16 protein-coding genes and 1 pseudogene are annotated in these 21446 nt (G+C 58.3%); 5 read left to right on the top strand and 12 right to left on the bottom strand.

All coding sequences use genetic code 11. From position 1 onward, the window contains the following. Positions 1–5: 5 nt before the first annotated feature. Entirely contained in the window at positions 6–4121 is a 4116-nt protein-coding gene (locus P5706_RS19105; protein WP_285680905.1) for a glycosyltransferase, read from the bottom strand. Positions 4122–4379: 258 nt separating this feature from the next. Then, positions 4380–5285, bottom strand: a complete 906-nt coding sequence (locus P5706_RS19100; protein WP_200433147.1) for a LysR substrate-binding domain-containing protein — start codon at positions 5283–5285, stop codon at positions 4380–4382. A gap of 154 nt (positions 5286–5439) precedes the next feature. Here P5706_RS19100 and gspG point away from each other — a divergent pair, with 154 nt between their 5' ends. Together gspG and P5706_RS19090 are read left to right on the top strand one after the other, a co-directional pair. Then, a complete protein-coding gene (gene gspG, locus P5706_RS19095; RefSeq protein ID WP_285680902.1) occupies positions 5440–5886 on the top strand; it encodes a type II secretion system major pseudopilin GspG in 447 nt (148 codons plus the stop codon). 103 nt (positions 5887–5989) lie between these two features. After that, positions 5990–6334 (top strand): hypothetical protein, encoded by a 345-nt coding sequence (locus P5706_RS19090; protein WP_200433145.1) that lies wholly within the window; start codon positions 5990–5992, stop codon positions 6332–6334. A gap of 60 nt (positions 6335–6394) precedes the next feature. Here P5706_RS19090 and P5706_RS19085 read toward each other — a convergent pair whose 3' ends face one another. Beyond that, on the bottom strand, positions 6395–6631 hold the full coding sequence (locus tag P5706_RS19085; protein WP_017136925.1) for a hypothetical protein: 237 nt from the start codon (positions 6629–6631) through the stop codon (positions 6395–6397). Positions 6632–6859: 228 nt separating this feature from the next. On the opposite strand from P5706_RS19085, the gene P5706_RS19080 reads away from it, so the two are divergent. Then, on the top strand, positions 6860–7417 hold the full coding sequence (locus P5706_RS19080; protein WP_200433144.1) for an NADPH-dependent FMN reductase: 558 nt from the start codon (positions 6860–6862) through the stop codon (positions 7415–7417). A 939-nt stretch (positions 7418–8356) separates the two neighbouring features. Beyond that, positions 8357–9664 (top strand): IS4 family transposase, encoded by a 1308-nt coding sequence (locus tag P5706_RS19075; protein ID WP_200434883.1) that lies wholly within the window; start codon positions 8357–8359, stop codon positions 9662–9664. 95 nt (positions 9665–9759) lie between these two features. On the opposite strand, the gene P5706_RS19070 is transcribed toward P5706_RS19075, so the two are convergent. Next, positions 9760–10401 (bottom strand): FMN-dependent NADH-azoreductase, encoded by a 642-nt coding sequence (locus P5706_RS19070; protein ID WP_285680898.1) that lies wholly within the window; start codon positions 10399–10401, stop codon positions 9760–9762. A 96-nt stretch (positions 10402–10497) separates the two neighbouring features. Between P5706_RS19070 and P5706_RS19065 the strand changes: the two genes are divergently transcribed. After that, complete coding sequence (locus P5706_RS19065) at positions 10498–11352, top strand: LysR family transcriptional regulator (RefSeq protein ID WP_285680896.1); 855 nt, start codon at positions 10498–10500, stop codon at positions 11350–11352. Between the two features lie 3 nt (positions 11353–11355). Here P5706_RS19065 and poxB read toward each other — a convergent pair whose 3' ends face one another. The 8 genes and pseudogenes from poxB to P5706_RS19025 all read right to left on the bottom strand — a co-directional run bounded on the left by poxB (position 11356) and on the right by P5706_RS19025 (position 21370). Then, entirely contained in the window at positions 11356–13080 is a 1725-nt protein-coding gene (gene poxB, locus P5706_RS19060) for a ubiquinone-dependent pyruvate dehydrogenase (RefSeq protein WP_285680894.1), read from the bottom strand. Between the two features lie 117 nt (positions 13081–13197). Next, positions 13198–14751: a type VI immunity family protein gene (locus P5706_RS19055; RefSeq protein ID WP_285680892.1), complete on the bottom strand. Its 1554-nt coding sequence runs from the start codon at positions 14749–14751 to the stop codon at positions 13198–13200. 1 nt (position 14752) lies between these two features. Continuing rightward, the gene (locus tag P5706_RS19050; RefSeq protein ID WP_285680890.1) at positions 14753–15631 is read right to left on the bottom strand and encodes a VRR-NUC domain-containing protein; all 879 of its coding nucleotides are present in this window, start codon (positions 15629–15631) and stop codon (positions 14753–14755) included. Then, entirely contained in the window at positions 15631–17997 is a 2367-nt protein-coding gene (locus P5706_RS19045) for a type VI secretion system Vgr family protein (RefSeq protein ID WP_285680887.1), read from the bottom strand. Before P5706_RS19045 ends, P5706_RS19050 begins: the two co-directional genes overlap by 1 nt. Before the next feature lie 36 nt (positions 17998–18033). Then, positions 18034–18840: a type IVB secretion system protein IcmH/DotU gene (icmH, locus tag P5706_RS19040; RefSeq protein WP_200433137.1), complete on the bottom strand. Its 807-nt coding sequence runs from the start codon at positions 18838–18840 to the stop codon at positions 18034–18036. A 196-nt stretch (positions 18841–19036) separates the two neighbouring features. Then, positions 19037–19159: pseudogene (locus tag P5706_RS19035) on the bottom strand (hypothetical protein); the annotation flags it as partial. 74 nt (positions 19160–19233) lie between these two features. Next, complete coding sequence (locus P5706_RS19030; protein WP_017136920.1) at positions 19234–19728, bottom strand: DUF934 domain-containing protein; 495 nt, start codon at positions 19726–19728, stop codon at positions 19234–19236. After that, positions 19712–21370, bottom strand: a complete 1659-nt coding sequence (locus tag P5706_RS19025) for a nitrite/sulfite reductase (RefSeq protein WP_099549122.1) — start codon at positions 21368–21370, stop codon at positions 19712–19714. Before P5706_RS19025 ends, P5706_RS19030 begins: the two co-directional genes overlap by 17 nt. Positions 21371–21446 lie beyond the last annotated feature (76 nt).

The following is a 21446-nucleotide window of genomic DNA, read 5'->3' as shown; positions in this document are numbered from 1 at the left end:
CCAGGTCAGGAATCGATCCAGGAATGTTCGGCACCGATGTTGATCTGCAACTGCTCACGGAAGGCGCGGTAGTGCGCCCTGGCCTGGGCCACGCTTTGTGAAATCCCATCCGGCTCAGTCAGGCCGTTATTAAGATAATACTGGCGAGTCTCGTCTTCCAACTTGAACGGGGCGCCGGGCGCATACCTGTTATTGCGCTTTTGCATTTTTTCTTTGCTCATCCCATCAAAGCCTGCATCGTAAATGTCAGGTCGCTTGGTTTTCAGTACATCGTCAAACATGTTCGGGCCGACGGTTTCAAAGATCTTGCCTTCGTACTCCAGAAAATCTTCGGTGTAGGTGAATCCGCCATTGGCGTCCTTGGAGAGGGTGGGGCGATTGGCCTCAAAGTACGCTTTGTTATTAGTGAAGCGCCGGTTCATCTCGGCGATCATTTCGGTCACGACCGGGTTATCCGGTTGCGTGGCGAAGTTACTGGTATTGAAGAAGGGTTTGTAGTCGGTGATTTTGTGAGCAACCGGTTTGCTGAGCAGCATATCCGCGTCACCCGCGTTCAAGCCGGCGGCCCCCACGGCGCCTTTGATCGTGTCATCGGTGTCGAGATAAATACCGCCATATTTGTTCATCAACGGATAGCGAGCCACATCGGAAGTGGCGGCGAGATTTTTCCCCTGGCCCTTGCGGAAGTAGGTGTACAGCTCGGTTGTTTTCAATGGCTGGAAAAAGTCTTCGTCATGCAAGTTCATGACGGTAACGCCGGGAGCATCCTTCTGCAGCTTGAGCTTAATGGCCTGGAGCAACTCTGGTGTGTCGGCGTCGACGTGCACAATGGATGTGAAGCCGGGCATTTTTTCGGCATTGGCCGCGATGTTCTTGATCAGATTGTCGGGTATTTCGCCGCCCGCCCAGAAGTAGTGAATGTCGGTAGGAATGGGCCTGATATTGCTGGGCATCTGCAAGATGGCCGGCGGGGTTATCGCGATAAACCTGAACTTGTGCTCGGGGATCTTCGGGGCTTTTTTAAGTTCCTCCAGGGTGCCCTTCTGCCACTTGTTCTTTGCGCTTCTCCAGAAGTATTCGGTGTTCAGTGCATTGGCGGTACCCGATCCGGACTTCCAGGCGCCCATCTTGGTATCAAAGGTGGTGACATAGTTCATGCCCCGGTAATTGATAGTGTAGGGGTATGGAGTGCCCGTGCTTATTGATATGTCGTCTACCGGCACGACGTAGGTGTTTTCGTCGAGTTTCCAGGGGCTGAGGGACTCACCGCCGAACAAACGATTGGCGGTGGCGGAAGGCTCCCAACCGGCGCTGCCCAAGTCCTTGACCGCAATGGTGTCGCGTGGCGCGCTGGGGTGTTGGATAACCCGCTGGCCGTCCTTGAGGCTGGACTGATAGAACTTGCCATCGACTTTTATATATTCTTTATTGTTCGGGCCGACGTAGACATTCGCCTGCAAGCCTTTGACCTGCAACTGGGCCGGGGAAACAGTGGCCTCATAGTCTCGCAGCGATGGCCTATTGAAGACTTCGACCCTATCACCTGCAGCCGCCACCGTAGGCTGGAAATCTTTCAGCGGTGAACCGTAGGGCCGCCCCTTGGCAGCGTCGAAGGCATACCAGTTGCCGCCCCGGAACAACGCATCACTTTCCAGAACTTCACCGGCAACCTTGGAGGTGCCTATAGCAACCAGGCCATGTTGCGTGCTGGCCGCTTTGAGTACGTCGTAGCTGCCACTGGCGCCCTTGAGGGCATTGAATGCGCTCTTTCCCTTGGACCAGGTCCAGCGGCTGAGCCCCTTGAGAAAGTCGCCCGCACCGCCCAACGGGTTGACCGCGTCGATTACGACGGTACCCAGAAACCGGGCGGTTCTTGCTGCGCCCTTCAGGCCGGCCACACCCTTGGCCACCACTTTGCTCGCATGCGCGGCCTTGCCGGCGCCCAAGGTCACCAAGCCAACCACATCCATGCCAAGATCGAGCAAACCATCGCCGACATTGCCCTGCATGAAGTTAACAATCGCGGACCTTAACGGAATCATATTCAGGAAAAATTCACCGATGGCCGTGTTCGCGGCACTGGTTTTATCGTAGGACGTTGTTCCGCGTGCATGTTTGAGCAGGTCATCGCCCTGCAAGTCCAGGCGTTTACCGAGTACTTTGGCTATGTAGCGGGTACGGTCTGAATCGAACATTTGTGGCGTTGCAACGGCCGCCGGCTTTTCCTCGGCCTGCTCAGTGTGCTCGTCTGCAAAGGGGTTGTACCGCACGGTTCTATGCAGCGTGTTGGCGTCATAGCTGTCGAGCCTGGTATAGGGTGGCGAGTAAATATTTCTCAAGTAATCGTGTTTTGAAATGGTCCCGGCGCGTGTGTCGATACGGTAGATACTGACCTGCCTGTCACGGGTGATTTTCACATCCAGCGTATGGCCTTTTTGGGTCAGGGTTTTTGTTGAGAAGTCCAAGCCGACGAGGTAACTGTCGGTATGAAAAAAATCGAGTTTTCCATATTCAAAGTTTTTCCGATCCTCGGGTGGCAACGTCGAGATCAGGTACTGGGCCATCCCTGCGTGGCCTTTTTCCAGCGCGGCTATAGCCGGCGTGTAGCGCTGGGTAAAGGTGTCTGAGACCGAGAGTGCACCGCTATCGGATAGCGTGCAAAACTGCTGGATGGGGATACGCTTGTCATTGGTAAGCCAATGTTCGAGGTCATTGTTTTTGACTTTGTCGCCGTGCATGACCACATCAAGCATTGAGTGTGTTCCGGGGAAGAGGCCGGGGCGCCCTTTGTTCAACCAGACTTTCGTGAGTTTTTTGGCCCTGAAGACCTCATCGGGTACGCCCGGGAAGGTTTTTCTGAGCAGATCCATGCCCATTTCTTCGCGCATCGGGATGGGCGTTGCGAGTGCCAGGGCGGTGGCTTGCAAGGCCTGCTGCTGGGCGCCGAAAGCGCTCTGCACGGCGCGCATTTGTGTGTCGGTAGGTGTCTCGTCAGCCTTCAAGTAGCCATTGACCACCGCCCAATTGTGCAAGGCTTCGCGCTGGATATTTTGAGCGAGCGATGTACCAACGTCGCTCGCTTCGGCGGCGGCGAGTACTTCGCGATAGGTCATGGTGAGTACGCGTCCCGGTGATTCGATTTCCAGCTTGGCCACAGCGCTGGCCAACTGGGCCCAGGGAATGCTGCCGTAGGTCACGTTGGGCGGAATGCCCTTGACCAGATATTCAGGCGCAGTGCGGGCCAGCAACATATGCGCAGCCAGCCCAGCCGATTTCACCGAGGCCTGACCTTCCTTGACCAAGTAACGGCTCAACGCCTCGATCACTACGCTGGGTGGCTGATTCCAGAGTGATTGCTGCCCCAGATCAAAGCCGCCAACGCTGTTACGCGCTGGTGTGCCGAGGGATTGCGGGTCTAGCCCCGGCTCAATGGCGGCGAGCAAGTAGTCATTGACGCTGGTATTGGTCGCAATGCCGCCCAATCGGGTTTGGATCGCCTTGCCCAGCGCTTGCGCCTTGGCTGACCCGAGCAGCTTCTCGACTGCGCTGCTGGGAAATTTCAATTCATCGCTGGACAGTTCACAGGCAGATAACAGATAGCCCAACACGCCTTGTTTGTCGGTCAATGGCAGGTCGGGCAGCGCTGGGTCAGGGGCGCTCAACAGATCGATGATGGCTTGTTTTTCCTGCGCCGAGATCGGCGTCGGCCAGGACAGCGCGCCGCTGAAGTTGCCCAGGGGCGGTGTCTGAACGTGCTTTGTCGCTAACTGATAAAGGGCCAGTAACGCGTCGAGGGTTTTGGGAAGGGGCAGGTCGTTGCCACTGAGGAAGGTGCCCAGTTTGACGAGGCTGGTGGGCGCCAGAGTGTGTTTCTGATAGTAGCTGGAGCCTTCGCATACCGGTACTGAGACGCTGTTCAAGTTTGACGCCAGTTGGGTCTCAAGCAGGCTTTGCTGCTCACTGGAAAGGGGGGGCGGGAAAGCGCTGTGCAGATCTTCCAGGATCGCGCGCAGTTTTGCCGCCAGGGTTTCCCAGTTACACCGCTCGGCAAAGGCTTTTTTAAGCGCGGCCGGGTTGTCCAGATCATCAGAGGTTGCATCGTTGGCTGATTCTTCAATCAAAGCCGGCTCAGTGGTAATTAGCGCACCGGTGCTCTGCGACGAAGTGAGGTTGGCAGGGTTCTGTAGTGTTTGATGAGATAGGGCAGGTTGGAGGGTGGTCATAGAAAACGCTTCCTTGGTTAGAGTATTTCGTCCAGTAGAAAGCACGCAGCGGTGCTTTCTGCCTCTGTGAGTGCGACGACTCTAGAACAAGGTTCCAACGTGATTTTTTAGCGTTTGTGTCGGTGAAAAGGCATACAAAAAGGTGCGCAGGGCGGGTCAGGTGGCAGCCGTGCCCGTCAGCAAGGCGTCGGCCTTAGAGGCAACGATCTCCAGCAGTGCATTCAGCGCTGGGGCGGGTTCAGACGCCTTCAACGTCAATGCGTAAAGGACCACAGGTATCGGCGGTGACAACGGGCATGCATCGAGCCCTGCTTCCCGAGCGCCATAGGCGGTGAACGGGTCGACAATCGCCAGACCTTCTCCGGCCTCGACCATGCTGCGCATCATCTGGTAGGTCTGCACCCGCGTTTGCACCACCGGCAGCGGGCGCAGGGCTTGCAGTTTGGCGTCTAACAGACGGCTCAGCGGGTCATGGCCTTCCAGCCCGATCATCGATTGCCCGGCCAAGTCTTGTAACGCAATGTACTTTTGTTTGGGTTTGAGCCAACCATGGGGCGCGAGCAGTTGCAACTTGCCCTGGGCCAGCACGGTGCTTTGGATTTGCGGGTGTTGCGGATCATGCAGGCTCAGGCCCACGTCGGCGTCGTGCAACAGCAGGCTCCTGACAATCTCCCGCGTTGGCTGGCTCGACAGGTTGCACGGCGTGTCCTGAAAGCGCCGACGCAGCAGCGCCAGGCTTTGCGGCAAGAGTTGATTGGCCAGGGGCGGCGTACACAGCGTGCGCAAGGTCGGGGCGTGATGGTGTTTGAGGCGGCTGGCCAAGCGTTGTATCGGCTCCAGCGCCTCATAAAGCTGGGCGATTTCTGCCTGCAGCTCAAGGGTTTCGCGTGTCGCTTGCAAACGACCGCGCACGCTGGCAAACAGCATGAAGCCCAATTGCTGCTCGGCGTCCTTGAGGGTCGCGTCCACATCGCCCACGGGGAGTTGCAACCATTCGGCGGCCGTGCCGAGGTGTCCGGTCTGTAAGATGGCCTGAATCACTTCGATATGACGTAAACGCATCGCCGGAGTCTATGTTCAGTGCGGTGGGGTTTCAATGCCTGGGTAAAAAAGAGCACAGCCATGGGGGAGTGTTGGCTACCGTTAGTGGGTATGTCACTGTCACGGGCCGGGTATACAAAGAATGGATCAATCGAGGGAAAAGGGGAGCCTCAACATGCCAGCAAGTCTCTTAAACGGAAAAATACCCGCCCAGCGCGGCTTCACGCGCTGGGCGGTGCTGGTGGTACTGGTCATCATTGGCTTGCTGGCCTTGGCGCTGGGGCCACGCCTGTTCGGGGATGTGACACTGGCGGAAATCGCCACTGCCAAGGCGCAGGTGGCTGAACTGGGCAAGGCTGTCGAGCAGTTCCATCAGGACACCGGCCGCTATCCCACGGATGAGGAAGGCCTGGAGGTGTTGACCGCGCAATCTGCGTCGTCGGCCAACGGCAAAGGCCCCTACGTCAAGGAAGCGCTATTGACCGACCCTTGGGGCGTTGCCTATCAGTACCACTACCCGGCGACCCAGCCCGACGCCCCCTTCGATCTGTTTTCATTCGGCAAGGACCGGACCCTGGGCGGCGTCGGCGCTAACAAGGATATTACCTACGGCGACCACTGATTCACCTGGCATTCCCCATCGACCTGATTAGAATGGCGCATCTGATCATCAACGACCAATGCCGCTCACCCGGCACTTAAAACAACAACAGGTCTGGTCTCACATGCCTCTACCCTCGACGTTTTTCGGGGTAACGGCCAAACAACTGCTGGTCCTGGTGACCATTGGCTGCGTGGCTGCTTATCTCTTCAATAATCAAGACGAACACCTCCCGGAAAACCACGCCCTTGAGGCGTTTATCCGTTCCCAGGAACAGGTGAGCGAGCAGGTCGGCGCGGTGTTGGAGATTGCGCTGGTCAGGCAGGTGGTGGCGTATCCCGCCTACGGCACGCCGGGCTACAAGCGTTCGCTGTATGCCGTTGAAGGCGAGCGGGGGCGGTTGCTGGTGACGCTCAAGCAACTGGACGGTGAGCCAGGCGTGGAGGTGACGCAGATGCGCCGGCCGTGATCACCCGGCCCAGTCAACGCCAGTAATGGCCAGGACTGAGCAGGTCGATAAGGCGCGATCTTATGAAGCGAGGGTAGTTTGCGATTCGCGGACGATGATGGTCCCCGACTGGATCAATTTGAATTCATCGCCTTCCAATTTCTCTACACGGTCGCCAATGGCCAGCTTGTAGGTGGTGGTAGGCGTCGAGCCAGCCTGGCTGTCCTGCGCCGGGTTGGATTCCTGGAACTCATGCACCGAATACACGCGTCCTTCCGCGTCTCTGGCATGGAACTGTCCGACAAGTACTGCAGCCATCTGTTTAGAACCTCTGGAGATAAACACTCGATTTGCGGTTCTGTAGACCGTCATGGAGCGGGGTAGTTTACCTATGGAAAAAAAATACTATTCGTTGATGTTTTAAGACGCTTCCTACGCGTGTGACTGCATAGAAAACGCTGTGGGGGCGATCAAAACCCGCTGGTGAAGCCGTCGCGAAGGCTCTATAACTACAAGCTCCTTTAGTCAGACGTCGGGAAAACCTCAATGAGCAAGGTCTACACGATTGCCGTCCTGGTTGGCAGCCTAAGAAAAGAGTCGATCAACCGTAAGGTCGCGTTGGCATTGGCCGAACTGGCACCTGCCAACCTCACGTTGAACATTGTGGAAATTGGCGACTTGCCGCTCTACAACGAAGACATCGACGGTACCGCACCGCCCGCAGCCTACAGTACTTTCCGTCAGCAGGTACGCTCATCCGACGCGGTGTTGTTTGTGACCCCGGAATATAACCGCTCTGTGCCGGCGCCGTTGAAGAATGCGATTGACGTGGGATCGCGTCCTTATGGGCAAAGTGTCTATGGCGGTAAGCCTGGGGCGATCATCAGCGTGTCGCCGGGGGCCATTGGTGGGTTTGGGGCGAACCATCATTTGCGTCAGTCGCTGGTGTTTTTGGATGTGCCGTGTATGCAGCAGCCCGAGGCGTATCTGGGTGGGGCGGGGAGCGTGTTTGATGAGGCGGGTAAGGTGTCGGAGAAGACCCGGCCGTTCTTGCAGGCGTTTATTGATGCCTATGGTAAGTGGGTTGAGAAGCAGCTGGGCTGATATCTATGGGGGAGTGGGGTGTTTATCGGAGTACATATCCGTTGCTGCGGTAACGGCTGCCTATGGTTCCGCTCTTACAGCGGGTCACTTTTGCAAGGACGCAAAAGTAACCAAAAGGTCCTCGCCCCACCACTCGGCACCTCGCTTAGGCTCGGTGTGCCCTCACTCCGGCTTGAATCCGTGGGCCGCCGCGATGGGCCATCCTTGGCCCAGCGCGGCTAACCCGGCGTCCTGCCGGGTTACCCACGGATTCAAGCCTGCGTTCGGCCATCGTGGTTAACGGGGCGTCTCAGATCAAAATCAAGATCAAGATCTACAGCACGGCGGCCTGAAAGCCGACCTGAGTGGTTGAATCAAAAGCAAAAGCGGATTTGCATTCACTGAAGAGCTGCTTTTCTGTGGGAGCTGGCTTGCCTGCGATGCAGACACCTCGGTATATCAGGCACACCGAGTTGATGCCATCGCAGGCAAGCCAGCTCCCACAGTTGAGCGGGTATGGCTCTGCTGTTGCTTTGCTGTTGCTGTTGCTGTTGCTCTGGCCCTTACATCCTTTTCGCTGGCGAAGTCAGCGGTCTTTTGATCTGCGCTTTTGATCTTGATCTGAAATCGCCCCGTTAAACACGATGGCCGGAATTCGACAGGGATTTGGGGGGTAAACCGGCAGGGATGCCGGTTTAGCCGCGCTGGGCCAAGGATGGCCCATCGCGGCGGCCCCCCAAATCACTGGCGGATTGCGGGCATGCCGAGCCTAAGCGAGGCACCGAGTGTTGGGGCGAAGACTTTTTGGTTACTTTTGTGTCTTTACAAAAGTGACCCGCTGTAAGAGCCATGCCTTTCAAGGTCTTGGTTTAAAATATCCTCAAATACTTTAGTCAGGATGACGAAACGATGTGGGAAAAGGTTCTAGAGCGGTTTGAAAAACAAGCGCCGGCCAGTGTCATGACGAAGCTGGTACTGGAGCAGGCGGTAGCTGCTGAGTGGGTCGACAAGGTGTTCGATGAATACCGCCAACGTCAGTATTCACGTGAGCTTTTGTTTTCAACCGTTGTTGAGCTGATGTCCCTGGTTTCATTGGGCTTGCGGCCATCCTTACATGCAGCAGCTCGCAAAATGGAGGGGCTTTCAGTCAGCCTCGCCGCAGTCTATGACAAGATCAAACGAACCGAACCCGAGTTGCTTCGAGCCCTGATTTCAGGCAGCGCAGAGCGTTTAGAGCCCACAATAAAAACGCTCGGCCACTCATCGACTCTGCCCGGTTGGCAATTGCGCATTGTCGATGGCAATCACCTGCCAGCCACGCAAAAGCGTCTTGGCCCTTTGCGCACTGAGCGAGGTGCGGCTCGTCCGGGGTTTTCTGTGGTGGTCTACGACCCTGATTTGGACTTGGTCGTTGATCTTCAACCGTGGGAAGACGCCTACGCCAGCGAGCGAGTCAGTGTTCTGCCGCTGCTGACCCGTGCAAGCAAGGGCCAGCTGTGGATGGCTGATCGCCTCTATTGCACCTTGCCCGTCCTGCAAGCCTGCGAAGACACCGGGGCTTCGTTCATCGTTCGTCAACACAGCAAGCATCCACGCCTTATGCAAGAAGGTGATTGGCAGGAGTCAGGAACCGTCGACAGCGGAGCCGTTCGCGAACAAATCATCGAGGTAAAAGGTGGTCGCCGCTGGCGGCGTGTTGAGTTGAGCCTGCAAACGGCGAATGACTCAGGTGATTTGGTAATGTGGTTTTGGAGCAACCTGCCAGACACTGTCAGTGCTTGCCAAATAGCTGATTTATATCGTCGTCGCTGGAATATTGAAGGGATGTTCCAACGCCTTGAGTCGGCGCTGGAAAGTGAAATTAAAAGCCTTGGCAGTCCCAAAGCAGCTCTACTGGGCTTTGCCTCGGCGGTGCTGGCTTACAACGTTTTGTCGGTTCTCAAGCGTAGCGTTGAGCAGGCGCACCGAGAAACGCAGCCAGAGGGTTGGGAAGTTTCGATTTTCCATTTGGCGGTGCATGTTCGCAGTGATTATCAGGGAATGCAGATCGCATTGCCTGCGGAAAATTTCCCTCTTGAAAAAACCTCGCAGGGGCTGGCAGAACGGCTGTTGGCCCTGGCGAGGTTGATCAACCCCAAGGCCGTCGCGAAAAGCCCTCGCGGTCCCAAAGTCGCCAAACCCAAGGAGTGGCTGGAAGGTAAGGCCGCGCAGAAACATTTCTCAACAGCTCGGGTACTTAAGGCTGCCAAGTCGAATAAACAAACTTGAACATGGTTTTAAACGGATTTTAAACACGGACCTTGAAAGGGATGGCTGTAAGAGCGGAACCGTAAGCCGCCATCACGCCGATAACGGATATACACTCAGCAGATCCTAGCCCCCAGTCGATCAGCAAGTAACACCGCCAACCCCGCACTTTCGAGGCGCGACACCTGATCCACCTCCGGCCCCAAAATAGTTTTTTCCACATAAAGCGAGTGCACCTCGCTCACCCCGATAAACCCCAGCCACGCTTCCATATAGGGCTTCTGAAAGTCCATCGCCTGCGCGCCAGGTGCCGAAAAATCCATCCCCCGCGCATACACATTCACTGCGATCTTGTTATGCAAGAGCCCACGCAACCCATGCTCCGGGCTGAACTCAAACAGCACATCCTTCTGCGACACCAAGTCGATAAAGTGCTTGAGCTTGTAGGGAATCGCGAAATTCCACAGCGGCACCGAAAACACCAGCACATCGGCTTGATGCAGGTGAGCCGCCAGCGCTGTGAGTGTCGTCCAAGCCGCGCTTTGTTCTGCGCTTAACGGCGTACCGGCGATGCCCGCGTATTTGGCATCCATCACCGGCCCGTCGAACTCCGGCAAGTCCAGCGCCCATAAATCCAGGGTCACCACTTGGGTGTCCGGGGCGTTCTGCTGGTAGCGAGCGATAAACTGACGAGCGATCTCCAGGGACGCGGAGCGTTGTTTGCGCGGCGAACATTCGATGTGCAGGAGCGTGGTCATGGCGTGGCCTCAGGGAAAGTTGACCTGGGCATTGCAACATAGCGCTCATTGAAATATAAATCGTATTTAAATCATCTATTGATCACCAATCAGAATATGTTCGATGCCTTGTTGCTCAAAACCTTTGTTGCTGTGGTTGATGAGGGCGGTTTCAGCCGTGCCGCAGAGCGCCTGCACCTGACCCAGTCCGCCGTCAGTGGGCATTTGCGCCGTCTGGAAGAGCAGGTGGGCAAGCCCTTGCTCACCCGCACCACGCGCTCCCAGCAATTGACCCCGGATGGCGAACGGTTGATGGCCTATGCCCGTGGCATCCTCGCGCTGAACCGGGACGCCTGGGCCGAGCTGACGCGTTCGGCGTTTGAAGGAAACCTGCGGGTAGGCGTGTCGGAAGAGTTCGCGGATGCGCGCTTGTTGCGTGAACTGCAAAACGTCGCGGCGCAATACCCAGGCATGCACATCAGCGTGCAGGTTGGCATTCCCGGTTCGTTGTTGAGTTTGATGAAGCAGGGTGAGCTGGATGTGGTGCTGGGCTCGTTGTGCGAATCCAGTGAGCCTGGTTTGGCGCTGTGGTGTGAGCCATTAGTCTGGGCTTGGTCCGGGCAGCAGTTGGTGGCCTTGCCGAACCCGTTGCCTCTGGCCTTGTTTCCCGAGCCTTGCCCTTACCGCGAAGCGGCGCTGACGCGTCTGGCCCAAGCCGGCATCGCCCAGCGCAGCGCCATGCAGTGCAGCAGTTATGCGGCGCTGCATGCCGCCGCGTTGGCCGGGTTTGCCATTGCACCGATGGCGCAAAGCCAAGTCGGGCCGGGCTTGACGGTACTCGGCGCCGAACACGGTTTACCCGCGTTGCCGGATGCCGAGTTCCGCTTGTTCAGCGCGCCGGAGGCGGACCCGCGCCTGGTTGAAATAATCACTCAGGTGGTGGTCCGCTACGGCGCTGTTCGTCGCCACTGATGCTCAGCGCAACCAGTTGGTGCGCGCCAGTTCGAGCACTTCATCGCCACGCCCGCTCATCACCGCCTTGAGCATATACAGGCTGAAACCCTTGGCCTGTTCCAGCTTGATGGTCGGCGGCATCACCAGTTCCTGGGTAGCGGTGACCACGTCCACCAGCACCGGGCCGTCATGGGCCAGGGCGCGGCGCAAGGCCGGTTCCAGGTCTTCGGACTGCTCCACGCGAATGCCAAGGATGCCCATGGCGTTGGACATGGCGGCAAAATCCGGATTTTTCAGCTCGGTGCCAGTGTCCAGGTAACCGGCGGCCTTCATCTCCATGGCCACAAACCCGAGTGACGAGTTATCGAACACGATGACTTTCACCGGCAGTTTCAACTGCGCCAGCGAGATGAAGTCGCCCATCAACATGGCAAAGCCGCCATCGCCGGACATTGAGATCACCTGGCGCCCGGGGAATGCTGCCTGCGCACCGATGGCCTGGGGCATGGCATTGGCCATCGAGCCGTGGTTGAACGAGCCGATCAGGCGACGCTTGCCGTTCATCTTCAAATACCGCGCCGCCCACACGGTAGGCGAGCCGACGTCGGCGGTGAAAATCGCATCGTCATCCGCCAGCTCGCTGAGCCAGCGCGCCACGTACTGCGGGTGAATCGGCCGATCGGCCTTCGATGGCTGCGCCAGGTCATCCAGGCCTTGGCGGGCTTTCTCGTAGTGTTTCAACGACGTGTCGAGGAAGCTGCGGTCGGTCTTGCGCGTCAGGCGTGGCAACAGTGCATCGATGGTCTCGCTCACATCGGCAGCGATGCCCAAGTCCAGCGTGGCGCGACGGCCCAGCGCCTGCGGGTTGCGGTCGACCTGGATGATCTTGGCGTCGGTCGGGTAGAACTGGCGATAAGGAAAGTCGGTGCCGAGCATGATCAGCGTGTCGCAGTTGAGCATTGCGTGGTAGCCGGAGCTGAAGCCGATCAGGCCGGTCATGCCCACGTCAAACGGGTTGTCCCACTCCACATGCTCCTTGCCGCGCAAGGCATGCACCACCGGCGCGCCCAAGGCATCGGCCAGCGCGACCACCTGGTCGTGGGCACCGGCACAGCCGCTGCCGCACAGCAGGGTGACTTTCTCGCTGCTGTGCAGGATCTCGCTGAGGCGCTGCAGGTCTTGTTCCGCTGGCAAGGTGCGCGGTGCGTGCAGGGCCGGCCAGGGCTTGAGTTTGTCTTCCACTTCCAGCAGCGAGATATCGCCCGGGATCACCACCACCGCCACGCCACGGTTGAGGATCGCCGAACGCATGGCGCGGTGCAGCACCTGGGGCATCTGCGCCGGGTTGGTGACCAACTCGATAAAGTGGCTGCACTCTTTGAACAGTTCCTGCGGATGGGTTTCCTGAAAGTAGTTCAGGCCGATCTCGGAGGAGGGGATTTGCGCCGCGATAGCCAGCACCGGCACATGGTTGCGATGGCAGTCGAACAGGCCATTGATCAAATGCAAGTTGCCCGGCCCGCAGCTGCCGGCACACACCGTCAACTCGCCGGTGGCTGCCGCTTCGGCACCCGCTGCGAAGGCGGCCACTTCTTCGTGGCGCACGTGCATCCACTCGATGCTGTCCATGGTGCGCAGGGCGTCGGTGAGGCCGTTAAGGCTGTCGCCGGTCAGGCCCCAGATGCGCTTGATGCCCGCCTGTTCAAGGGTGGTCGCCAATTGCTGGGCCAGGTTGATTTTCGCCATGAAGAACTCCAATCGTCAGTGAGGTTAAAGGCTGCTGATCAGTAGAGGACAGTTCGATCATGGCGAATGCTCCGCTGTTAATGTGAAGATTGCGTCATGGAGGCGCGGTATTGATCATCAGGCTCGCACTAGCCCCAACCAACGCCACACAACTTTCTCACCATCAACCCGAGGCATCAGGGCTGCGTAATCCAATAGCCGCTCGCTGCCGGCTTTGTAATCGCACACCCACTTTCCCGGATAAGGGCAGGGTTCGCCGCTGCGTGCACGCATGCCGCTGACGGTCCATAGCCAGCGCACGTTCTGGCCTTCATGCATCGGCAGGCGCTCATTCAACTGGACGGCGCACTCCACGCAGCGGTCAGCTTCCATTTCCCAGCGACCGGTGCGCGGGGCAGGATCGCCACTGTAGGCGTGCTGGGCTGGCTCTGGGGGTGTTTGATCGGTATCGCGCTGCCACAGTGCCAAGCTGTCACTGGGTTGCTGGGGGAGCGTTGGCAGAATTTCGCCTTGTTTGAATTCGCGGCGCGAACCCGCAACGCCGGGCACAAGCCACCAGCCAGCTTGAGTGCACGTCATGTCTGCGACCATGCTAAGCGACTTAGAGGTTCGGGCGGGGGCGGGCGGCATTGGCTTGATCTGTCGCTGTGCTGGCGTCGGCCAGTCGCTGTCGGCATCGAAACGCGCCATCCAGCGTAGGCTATCGGGGTCGGTAAAGCGTTCATTCGGGTCACCGTCCCATTGGCCGAAGCCCAGTAATCCCAGGTCGTCGTAGCGAATGGGCTTGAGCAGCTTGTTCAAGAGCATGGGCAGTTCGGGCACGCCGTGTTCGACGGGGTAAAGCTCGGGCTGCTCACCCAGCTCGATCCATTGGCCGCTGTGCAGTTCGGTGATGCTGATGCAGGGGTGGGCGAGTGCTTCGCGTACCTGTTCACGGCTCAGGTCGAGTTTTTCGCGCCAGTGATCGGCCAGCAGGAAGGCCCAGGTGGGAGGGCGGATGCCGTTGGGTAGTTCGTCGCGCATGCCAAAAGGGTATTCGATGTCGAGCCCATAGAAAGCCGGGGTCAGCGCGCGCTCCCAAGTGGTAACTTCGGCCCGCGTGCCATATTCCATTGGGTTGGCCATGGCGAAACCGCTGTAGACCTGATGAGCCTTGAGCAGGTCAATGGTCCTGAGCACGAACTGGCGCCAGGCATCGCGGTTGTCCAGCCACCATTGCCAGCGGTAATAGAATGATATCGAGGAATAATGGGTTCTGGTTCCCTCTGCCTCGAGCGGACTGCGCCAGAAATGACCTGCCGTCGTCGGGGAGGAGGCATGGTTTGCTTCGTCTGTGAACCAGAAAGCGAAGGTAAGGCTTGGATGGGCCTCAATGGCCTGCTTGCGTAGCTCAGGTTCCTCCTCGGGGTAGGGATGAGGGCGATCTGCGTCAGGATGAATTGTCATGGTGTATGGGTGGCCAAGCAGTTGCTCGAAGGCTTCGTGGATATCCACCATCAATAGCGCGACATCCCGATGGTCGTCACGGGAGGGATGGAAATAGAAGCTTAGGAAAGGGCTGACGCTATGCGAAGCTAGCTCGGTGCCAGATTCAGAGTTTGGCCACTCTTTCAATAACTCGATAAAGAGATCTTTTTCTTCAGCGGTAAACATCTGATGAGTTGTGCTCATATTATTTCTTCTTTCTTGCCTGCTCATTGGGAGTGGATTTCTTCTCATCTGCCTCAAAGCCAACGCAATCCTCCGGCACCCTCAAAAGCGCAACTTTCTCCTTGCCGACTTTGTTTGGATTGACGCCCGTTTGCGGTGTCATGAGCCGGACGTAATCATTCAGTTGTTCGTCTCTCACCCAATCCCCCGGAAACTTGATCTCCACCGCTGCAAACACATTCTCGGTTTCAAACGGCTCCTGCCGGTACTCAACGACTACCAGGTCCGGCGCGAGCGAACTTTTGGGCCGTGGCCAAAAAGGCTGCATTGCACTTCCGAATCGCTTAGGTCGTGTGGCCGGCTCACCCAGCAGCGCTTTCTTGCTGTTGCCGTTGTAGTTGGGTTCTGCCTTGAGCGGGCTGCGCCACGCCAGTGCTTCGTCCACGGCCTCAAAAAACAACGAGGCGGTGAACTGCTTGAGGGCGATTTCGATGGTGGTTTGCACAGTATCGCCAGCAATTTTCTTGCGAATACGGCGTGGCACCTTGATCGGCATCTGTAACGCAACGGTGCAGACCTGGCTGATGGCCGGACGAAAAGGCACCTTGCGCTCGATGTATTCCTTGAATGTGATGTTCTCCTGGCCCCGCCGAGAAACCGTGCTGTTGCCGCCGCGATCCACCACGGCAAAGGTCGAACTCTTGACCTCGATTTCGCGGCTCATTGCTTCAATGGTGGCGCGAAGCGTTTGTTTTATCTGCTTCCTGCGCTCGGCAATCTCCAGGGCGAGCTGGGCCAGCTCGGCGGCGGTCTTAGTGTTTTCGAATGCTTGATTAGCACGATAGGCGCGATAGGCACCGTCGATAATCCGAGCGACAACGGGGGCTAGAGGACCGGGCATCAGTCACGTTCTCCCTTGTGTTGATCCAGAAAACCGTCGGGGAAAATGGCGGTGGCTTCAACGGGTGACCCTTGGTCATCAACGGCCATCAGATAGGGCTGCCAGGTTTCGGTGATTTGCTGATCGTCGCGCATGATTGCCTTGTGGGCCTGCACGGGGGTGCATGTCTCAGTCGCCGTCCACTCGGTTCCACCCAGAGGGCAGGTCAGGCCTTCGGCAAGGACCGCTGCGCCATCCGTGATGCGATATCGATAGCCTGCAAAAGCACGTTGATCGTTTTTGAGCAGCGTGTAGCGTCCCAGGAAGGCCCCCGGCGGTAGCACAGAGCTTTGTGCAAGGCCAAGAGGATTACCCGTACCGACCGCATCTGTGGTGACGGGCCCTTTGATTCTGATAGCCAGACCATCGAGGGTAATGCCGTCGCCATCGATCGTGATGCTGCCCCCGGGAGCTCTCAGAACAAGGCGCTCGCCCGATGCAAGATCAAACACTCGGGTTTTTTGCTCAATACATTGTCCTGCCGAGAGACGGTAACGGTTGCCCACGGATTGCTCAACGTTGCCGCCAATCTGCACGTTGTGGTCAGCAGCAATCTTGTCAGATCGATCATTGGCAATTTCCTCGATTCGGTCACCACCAATGCTGATGTGATGGTTGCGTCCCAGTTTGTGTGTTCGATCGCGGCCCACTTCCAGATGCTGGTCTTGAACGACAACAAGTCGCTCATCGTTGCCCACTCGCTCGTTACGGTCGTGACCTATTTCAATTTGTTCGTTACGCTCGACTTTTTCGCTTCGGTCGTTACCCACGAAAGTGGTGTTGTTGTGCTTGATGTGGATGTTCTTGTCTTTTTCAGCATGGATAAACACCTCTTCCTGGCCGAGTTCATCCTCAAAGCGCAGCTCGTTAAAGCCTTCGCCCTTATGGGTGCGGCTCTTGATGGTCATGCGTGTCTTATGCTTGGGCAATTCATAGGGCGGCAAATTGGTTTGCCGGTAGGTGCGGCCCGTGGCGATCGGCTGGTCAGGATCACCGTCCAAATAGCTGATCACTAGCTCCTGACCTACACGAGGGACGGCCATGGCGCCCCAGGTCGCACCGGCCCAACCCTGAGCCACGCGAATCCAGCACGAGCTCTGATCGTTGTTTTTGTCCGCGCGGTCCCACGGGAACTGCACCTTGACCCGGCCCCACTCATCGCAATAGATCTCTTCGCCCGGCGGCCCAACCACGGTGGCGATCTGCGGGCCGTCGATGCAGGGTTTATCGCACAGCGGGGCTTTCCAGTCGGACATCCAATGGATCGCGCTGGCCTTCATTTCGTAGGAGGTGCCGCTGTCGCTGCCGAATGCTTCCTCCTCAAGACTGCTGTGCTGTTTGCCTTCATGGGTGACGGCAATGCTGCGCCAGCGATCATTGAAATCCTCACGGGGATGCTCGTTGAGGTCGAACGCCAGTCCCGGTTGCAGGCGCGCATCGTCACCGGCCACGTGTGCCAGCTTGGCGTCATTACGCAGTGCAGTGAGGCGAGTTTTGGTAAAGGGCTTGCCGGCGATATCGCGCTTGTAGCGGCCGGGGTAGTCGTAGCGTTCGTAGTCCTTGTGCTGGTGGTTCAGGTCCTGGTCGCCGGTGGCGGTGTGTTGCTGGTCGTAGCGCGGGTGGGTGAAGGTGTAGTCGCGCTGCACCTGGCGCGCGGTGCGCACTTGTTCGGTGTAGTGAAAGCGGGTTAACGCTGGTTCCATGGAATCAGCGCCCGCCATTGGCTGGTAGATCACCGGGCAATCGGTATGGGTGCCGATGGTGCCAAGGCCGCCGACGCGGTCGGTGAGGACCAGGGTGTGGCCGTCGGCGCGGTGTTCGAAGGTGTAGAGCAGGCCTTCTTCGGCGGCCAGGCGGGCGATGAAGTCGAGGTCGGTTTCGCCAGCCTGTACGCAGTATTCGCGGGGTTGGTGTTCGAAGCAGATTTCGCTGCGGATGTCGGTCAGTTTCTGCTCGGCCAGCATGCTGGTGATGATGTCGGGCACGGTCTGGGCCTGGAAGATCCGCCAGTTGGAACGTAGATCGAAACGCTTCAGGGTCGGTTCGACCACAGCGGTGTAGCGGGTGCGGCGAAAGCCGGTATCGCCCTGGGTGAACAGGCTGACCAAGCCGTGCACGTAACGTACCGGGGTTTCACCGCGCGAGATCGTGAACAGTCCCGCCAGGTCGAGCACGTTATTGAAGTCGATGGCAGCGTTGTGGCTGGCCAGTTCCAGGGTGAGCTTGAAGGGCTGGGACAGGCTTTCATCGAGCTTGAACGAGACCACGTCGAAGGCGCCGCCTTTCAAGGGTTCGAAGGTAAAACGCAGGTCGCTTTGGCGGGGCATTGTGGCCCTCCTGATCGGCTATATATGAACAAGACGCTACATCGCGAGGATTTTGTTCAGCGATACCAGTACTTCCTGAGTGATAGCATTCAGGCGGATTGAGTAGACCGTGTAGGCGACCGTCAGCACCACAGCGGCCATGGCCCAAGGCGTCCAAAGTGGCCAGGTGCGTTTGATCCGGTAGTTGCGCGGCGCGACGTTCTTCAGCGGGTCGGTCAGACGCTTGGGTGTCTCGCCGCGCAAGGGGCGCAGCAGACCGTGCAGTTGGTCGATGATCTTCTGTATTTCGTCATCACCTTTGGCGTGGGCGCCGTATTTGCCCTTCAGACCGGTGATGAGGCACTGGTACATGAACTCCAACACATGCTGGTATCTGGCCGCGTCGGGGATCATGTTGTTCATCACGATGAAGAACCGCTCCCCACCCCAGGTTTCCTGATGGAAGGCGTTGAGGAGCGAGTCCTGGCTCCATTCTGAAGATCTTCCCCATGGAGTGCCCATGACCACTTCATCCACTAACAAGCAAAGGCTGTAGGAGTACGCCTTGAGCATGCCGGCGTCGTAGTCGAGTTGGCTGACCTCTTCCAAGATTGCAGTGATATGGTTACGCACGGCTTGGTACAGCGCAGGTACATTGTCGAGTTGATCCAGATAGCGCAGGCGGATGACCAGCCCGATCAACGGCGTAGCCGCGCCGCACAATGGATTCCATGCCACGCCACGCATGTCGAACTCCGGGTCCAATAACAGCGCGAGGGTGTCAACCGAGGCCGGACGCTCCGGCCTGGTTACCTGCGGGTGTGGGGTAAGTTGTGAAGAGTGGGAGTTTTGTGCTTCCGACATCGGGCAAACCCTGTTCTAAAAGTATGTCTATTAGAACTTCGGTGTTATGCGATGTCATGTCGGACGGATTCGCCGCGTTTCGTGGTTCTTGGATGTAAGAAATGTCTCTTTTGCAATGCGCTTAACTGGATTCTCTTTGAATGAGGTTTCAATGAGCGCGCAGGGCAGCCAGATAGCTCGGAGTTCTGTTTGCCCGCTAAGGCTTTATGGTAGCGCGGTACTGCCGCGTGCGCCGCGCGATAAACCACTGGTCACACACCAGCGCCAGCGAGAGGGCGATCTTGGCGTTGGGCTGGCGCCCACGGCTAAGGCGGCGCATTTACTCGCGCATTGGCAGCGTTAAGCAGATCCAAATGTGGGAGGGGCGTACTGCTCCTCCCACATATTTGGTACTCAGCGGCGACGGAACAGCGGCAACGGTTCATCCGTGGCGGCCTGGTACGTCACCGAGAAGTCCTTGAGGCTTTCCAGCGCTTCATACGGGTCTTTGTCGGCGCGCAAGGCGAAGGCATCGAACCCGCAACGGCGCAGGTAGAACAGCTGGTCGCGCAGCACATCGCCAATCGCGCGCAGTTCGCCCTTGTAACCGTAACGGTCACGCAGCAGGCGCGCGTTGGAGTAGTTGCGGCCGTCGGTGAAGGCCGGGAAGTTCAGGGCAATGACCTGGAAGTGCTGCACGTCGTCGCCGATCTCTTCGGCTTCCTCGTCGGCGTCCAGCCACACGCCCAGGCCGCCGTCGCGGGCCTTGAGGGCGTGCCCGTGTTCGCGCCACAGGGCCAGCGGCACGATCAGGTCGTCGCAGTTGGAAATGCCGTCGAAGCTCGCGTCCTTGGGCAGCAGGTGCCAGGTTTCGTCGAGGACTTCGTTGTTCTTAATGATTCGCTGCATAGACGCGCTCCTTGAACAGGTCGATGCCAATGCGCTGGTAGGTGTCGATGAAACGCTCATCTTCGGTGCGCTGTTCGATGTACACGTCGATCAGCTTGCCGATCACCTCGGGCATGGCTTCCTGGGCAAAAGACGGGCCGAGGATCTTGCCCAGGCTCGCATCGCGGCTGGCGCTGCCACCCAGGGACACTTGGTAGAATTCTTCGCCTTTCTTGTCCACGCCCAGGATGCCGATGTGGCCGACGTGGTGGTGCCCACAGGCGTTCATGCAGCCGGAGATGTTCAGGTCCAGCTCGCCAATGTCGAACAGGTAGTCCAGGTCGTCGAAACGGCGCTGGATCGATTCGGCAATCGGGATCGACTTGGCGTTGGCCAGGGAGCAGAAATCGCCGCCTGGGCAGCAGATGATGTCGGTCAACAGGCCGATGTTCGGCGTGGCGAAACCGCCTTCGCGCAACTCGCCCCACAGGGTGAACAGTTGGCTCTGCTCGACGTCCGCGAGAATGATGTTCTGCTCGTGGGAGGTGCGCAGTTGGCCGTAGCTGTAGCGCTCGGCCAGATCGGCGACGGCGTCCAGCTGTTTGTCGGTGATATCGCCCGGTGCAACACCGGTAGGCTTGAGCGACAAGGTCACGGCCACATAGCCCGGCTTTTTGTGCGCCAGGGTGTTGCGCGTGCGCCAGCGGGCAAAGCCTGGATGTTGCTGGTCGAGGGCAGCCAGTTCGGCGTCCTGATTGCTCAGGGCTTTGTACTCAGGGTCGACGAAGTGCTTGGCCACACGGTGTACTTCGGCTTCGGTCAGGGTGGTCTGGCCGCCGCGCAGGTGTTCCATCTCGGCATCGACCTTCTGGGCAAATACCTCAGGGGTCAGCGCCTTGACCAGGATCTTGATCCGGGCTTTGTACTTGTTGTCACGACGGCCATAGCGGTTATAGACCCGCAGGATGGCGTCGAGGTAGCTCAACAGGTCCTGCCACGGCAGGAACTCATTGATGAATGCACCGACCACTGGCGTACGGCCGAGGCCGCCACCCACCAGCACACGGAAACCCAGCTCGCCGGCGGCGTTGTGCACCGGCTCAAGGCCAATATCGTGCACTTCGATGGCGGCGCGGTCCGAGGTCGAGCCATTGATGGCGATCTTGAACTTGCGCGGCAGGTAGGCGAATTCCGGGTGGAAGGTAGTCCACTGACGGACGATTTCACACCAGGGGCGTGGGTCGATCAGCTCGTCAGCGGCAACGCCGGCGAATTGGTCGGTGGTCACGTTGCGCAGGCAGTTACCGCTGGTCTGAATCGCGTGCATCTGCACGGTCGCCAGCTCAGCGAGGATGTCCGGCACGTCTTCCAGCGCCGGCCAGTTGAACTGTACGTTCTGGCGGGTACTGATGTGGGCGTAGCCTTTGTCGAAGTCGCGGGCAATCTTGGCCATCATGCGCGTCTGGCGCGAGGTCAGTTGGCCATAAGGCACGGCAACCCGCAGCATCGGCGCAAAGCGCTGAACATAAAGGCCATTTTGCAGGCGCAGAGGGCGGAACTCTTCTTCGCTCAGTTCACCTGCTAGGTAGCGTCGGGTCTGATCACGGAACTGCTTGACGCGGTCCTCGATGATGCGCTGATCGTATTCGTCGTATACGTACATATAGGTCCTGTTCTCGGCAAATCTGCGCGCACGGCCGCGCACTCCCAACGGAGCCGGCGCACGATACCAGTTTGCG

This window comes from Pseudomonas sp. ChxA (genome assembly GCF_030263855.1).
Classification (GTDB): domain Bacteria; phylum Pseudomonadota; class Gammaproteobacteria; order Pseudomonadales; family Pseudomonadaceae; genus Aquipseudomonas; species Aquipseudomonas fluorescens_CB.
This window is presented reverse-complemented; position numbering and strand designations above follow the sequence as displayed.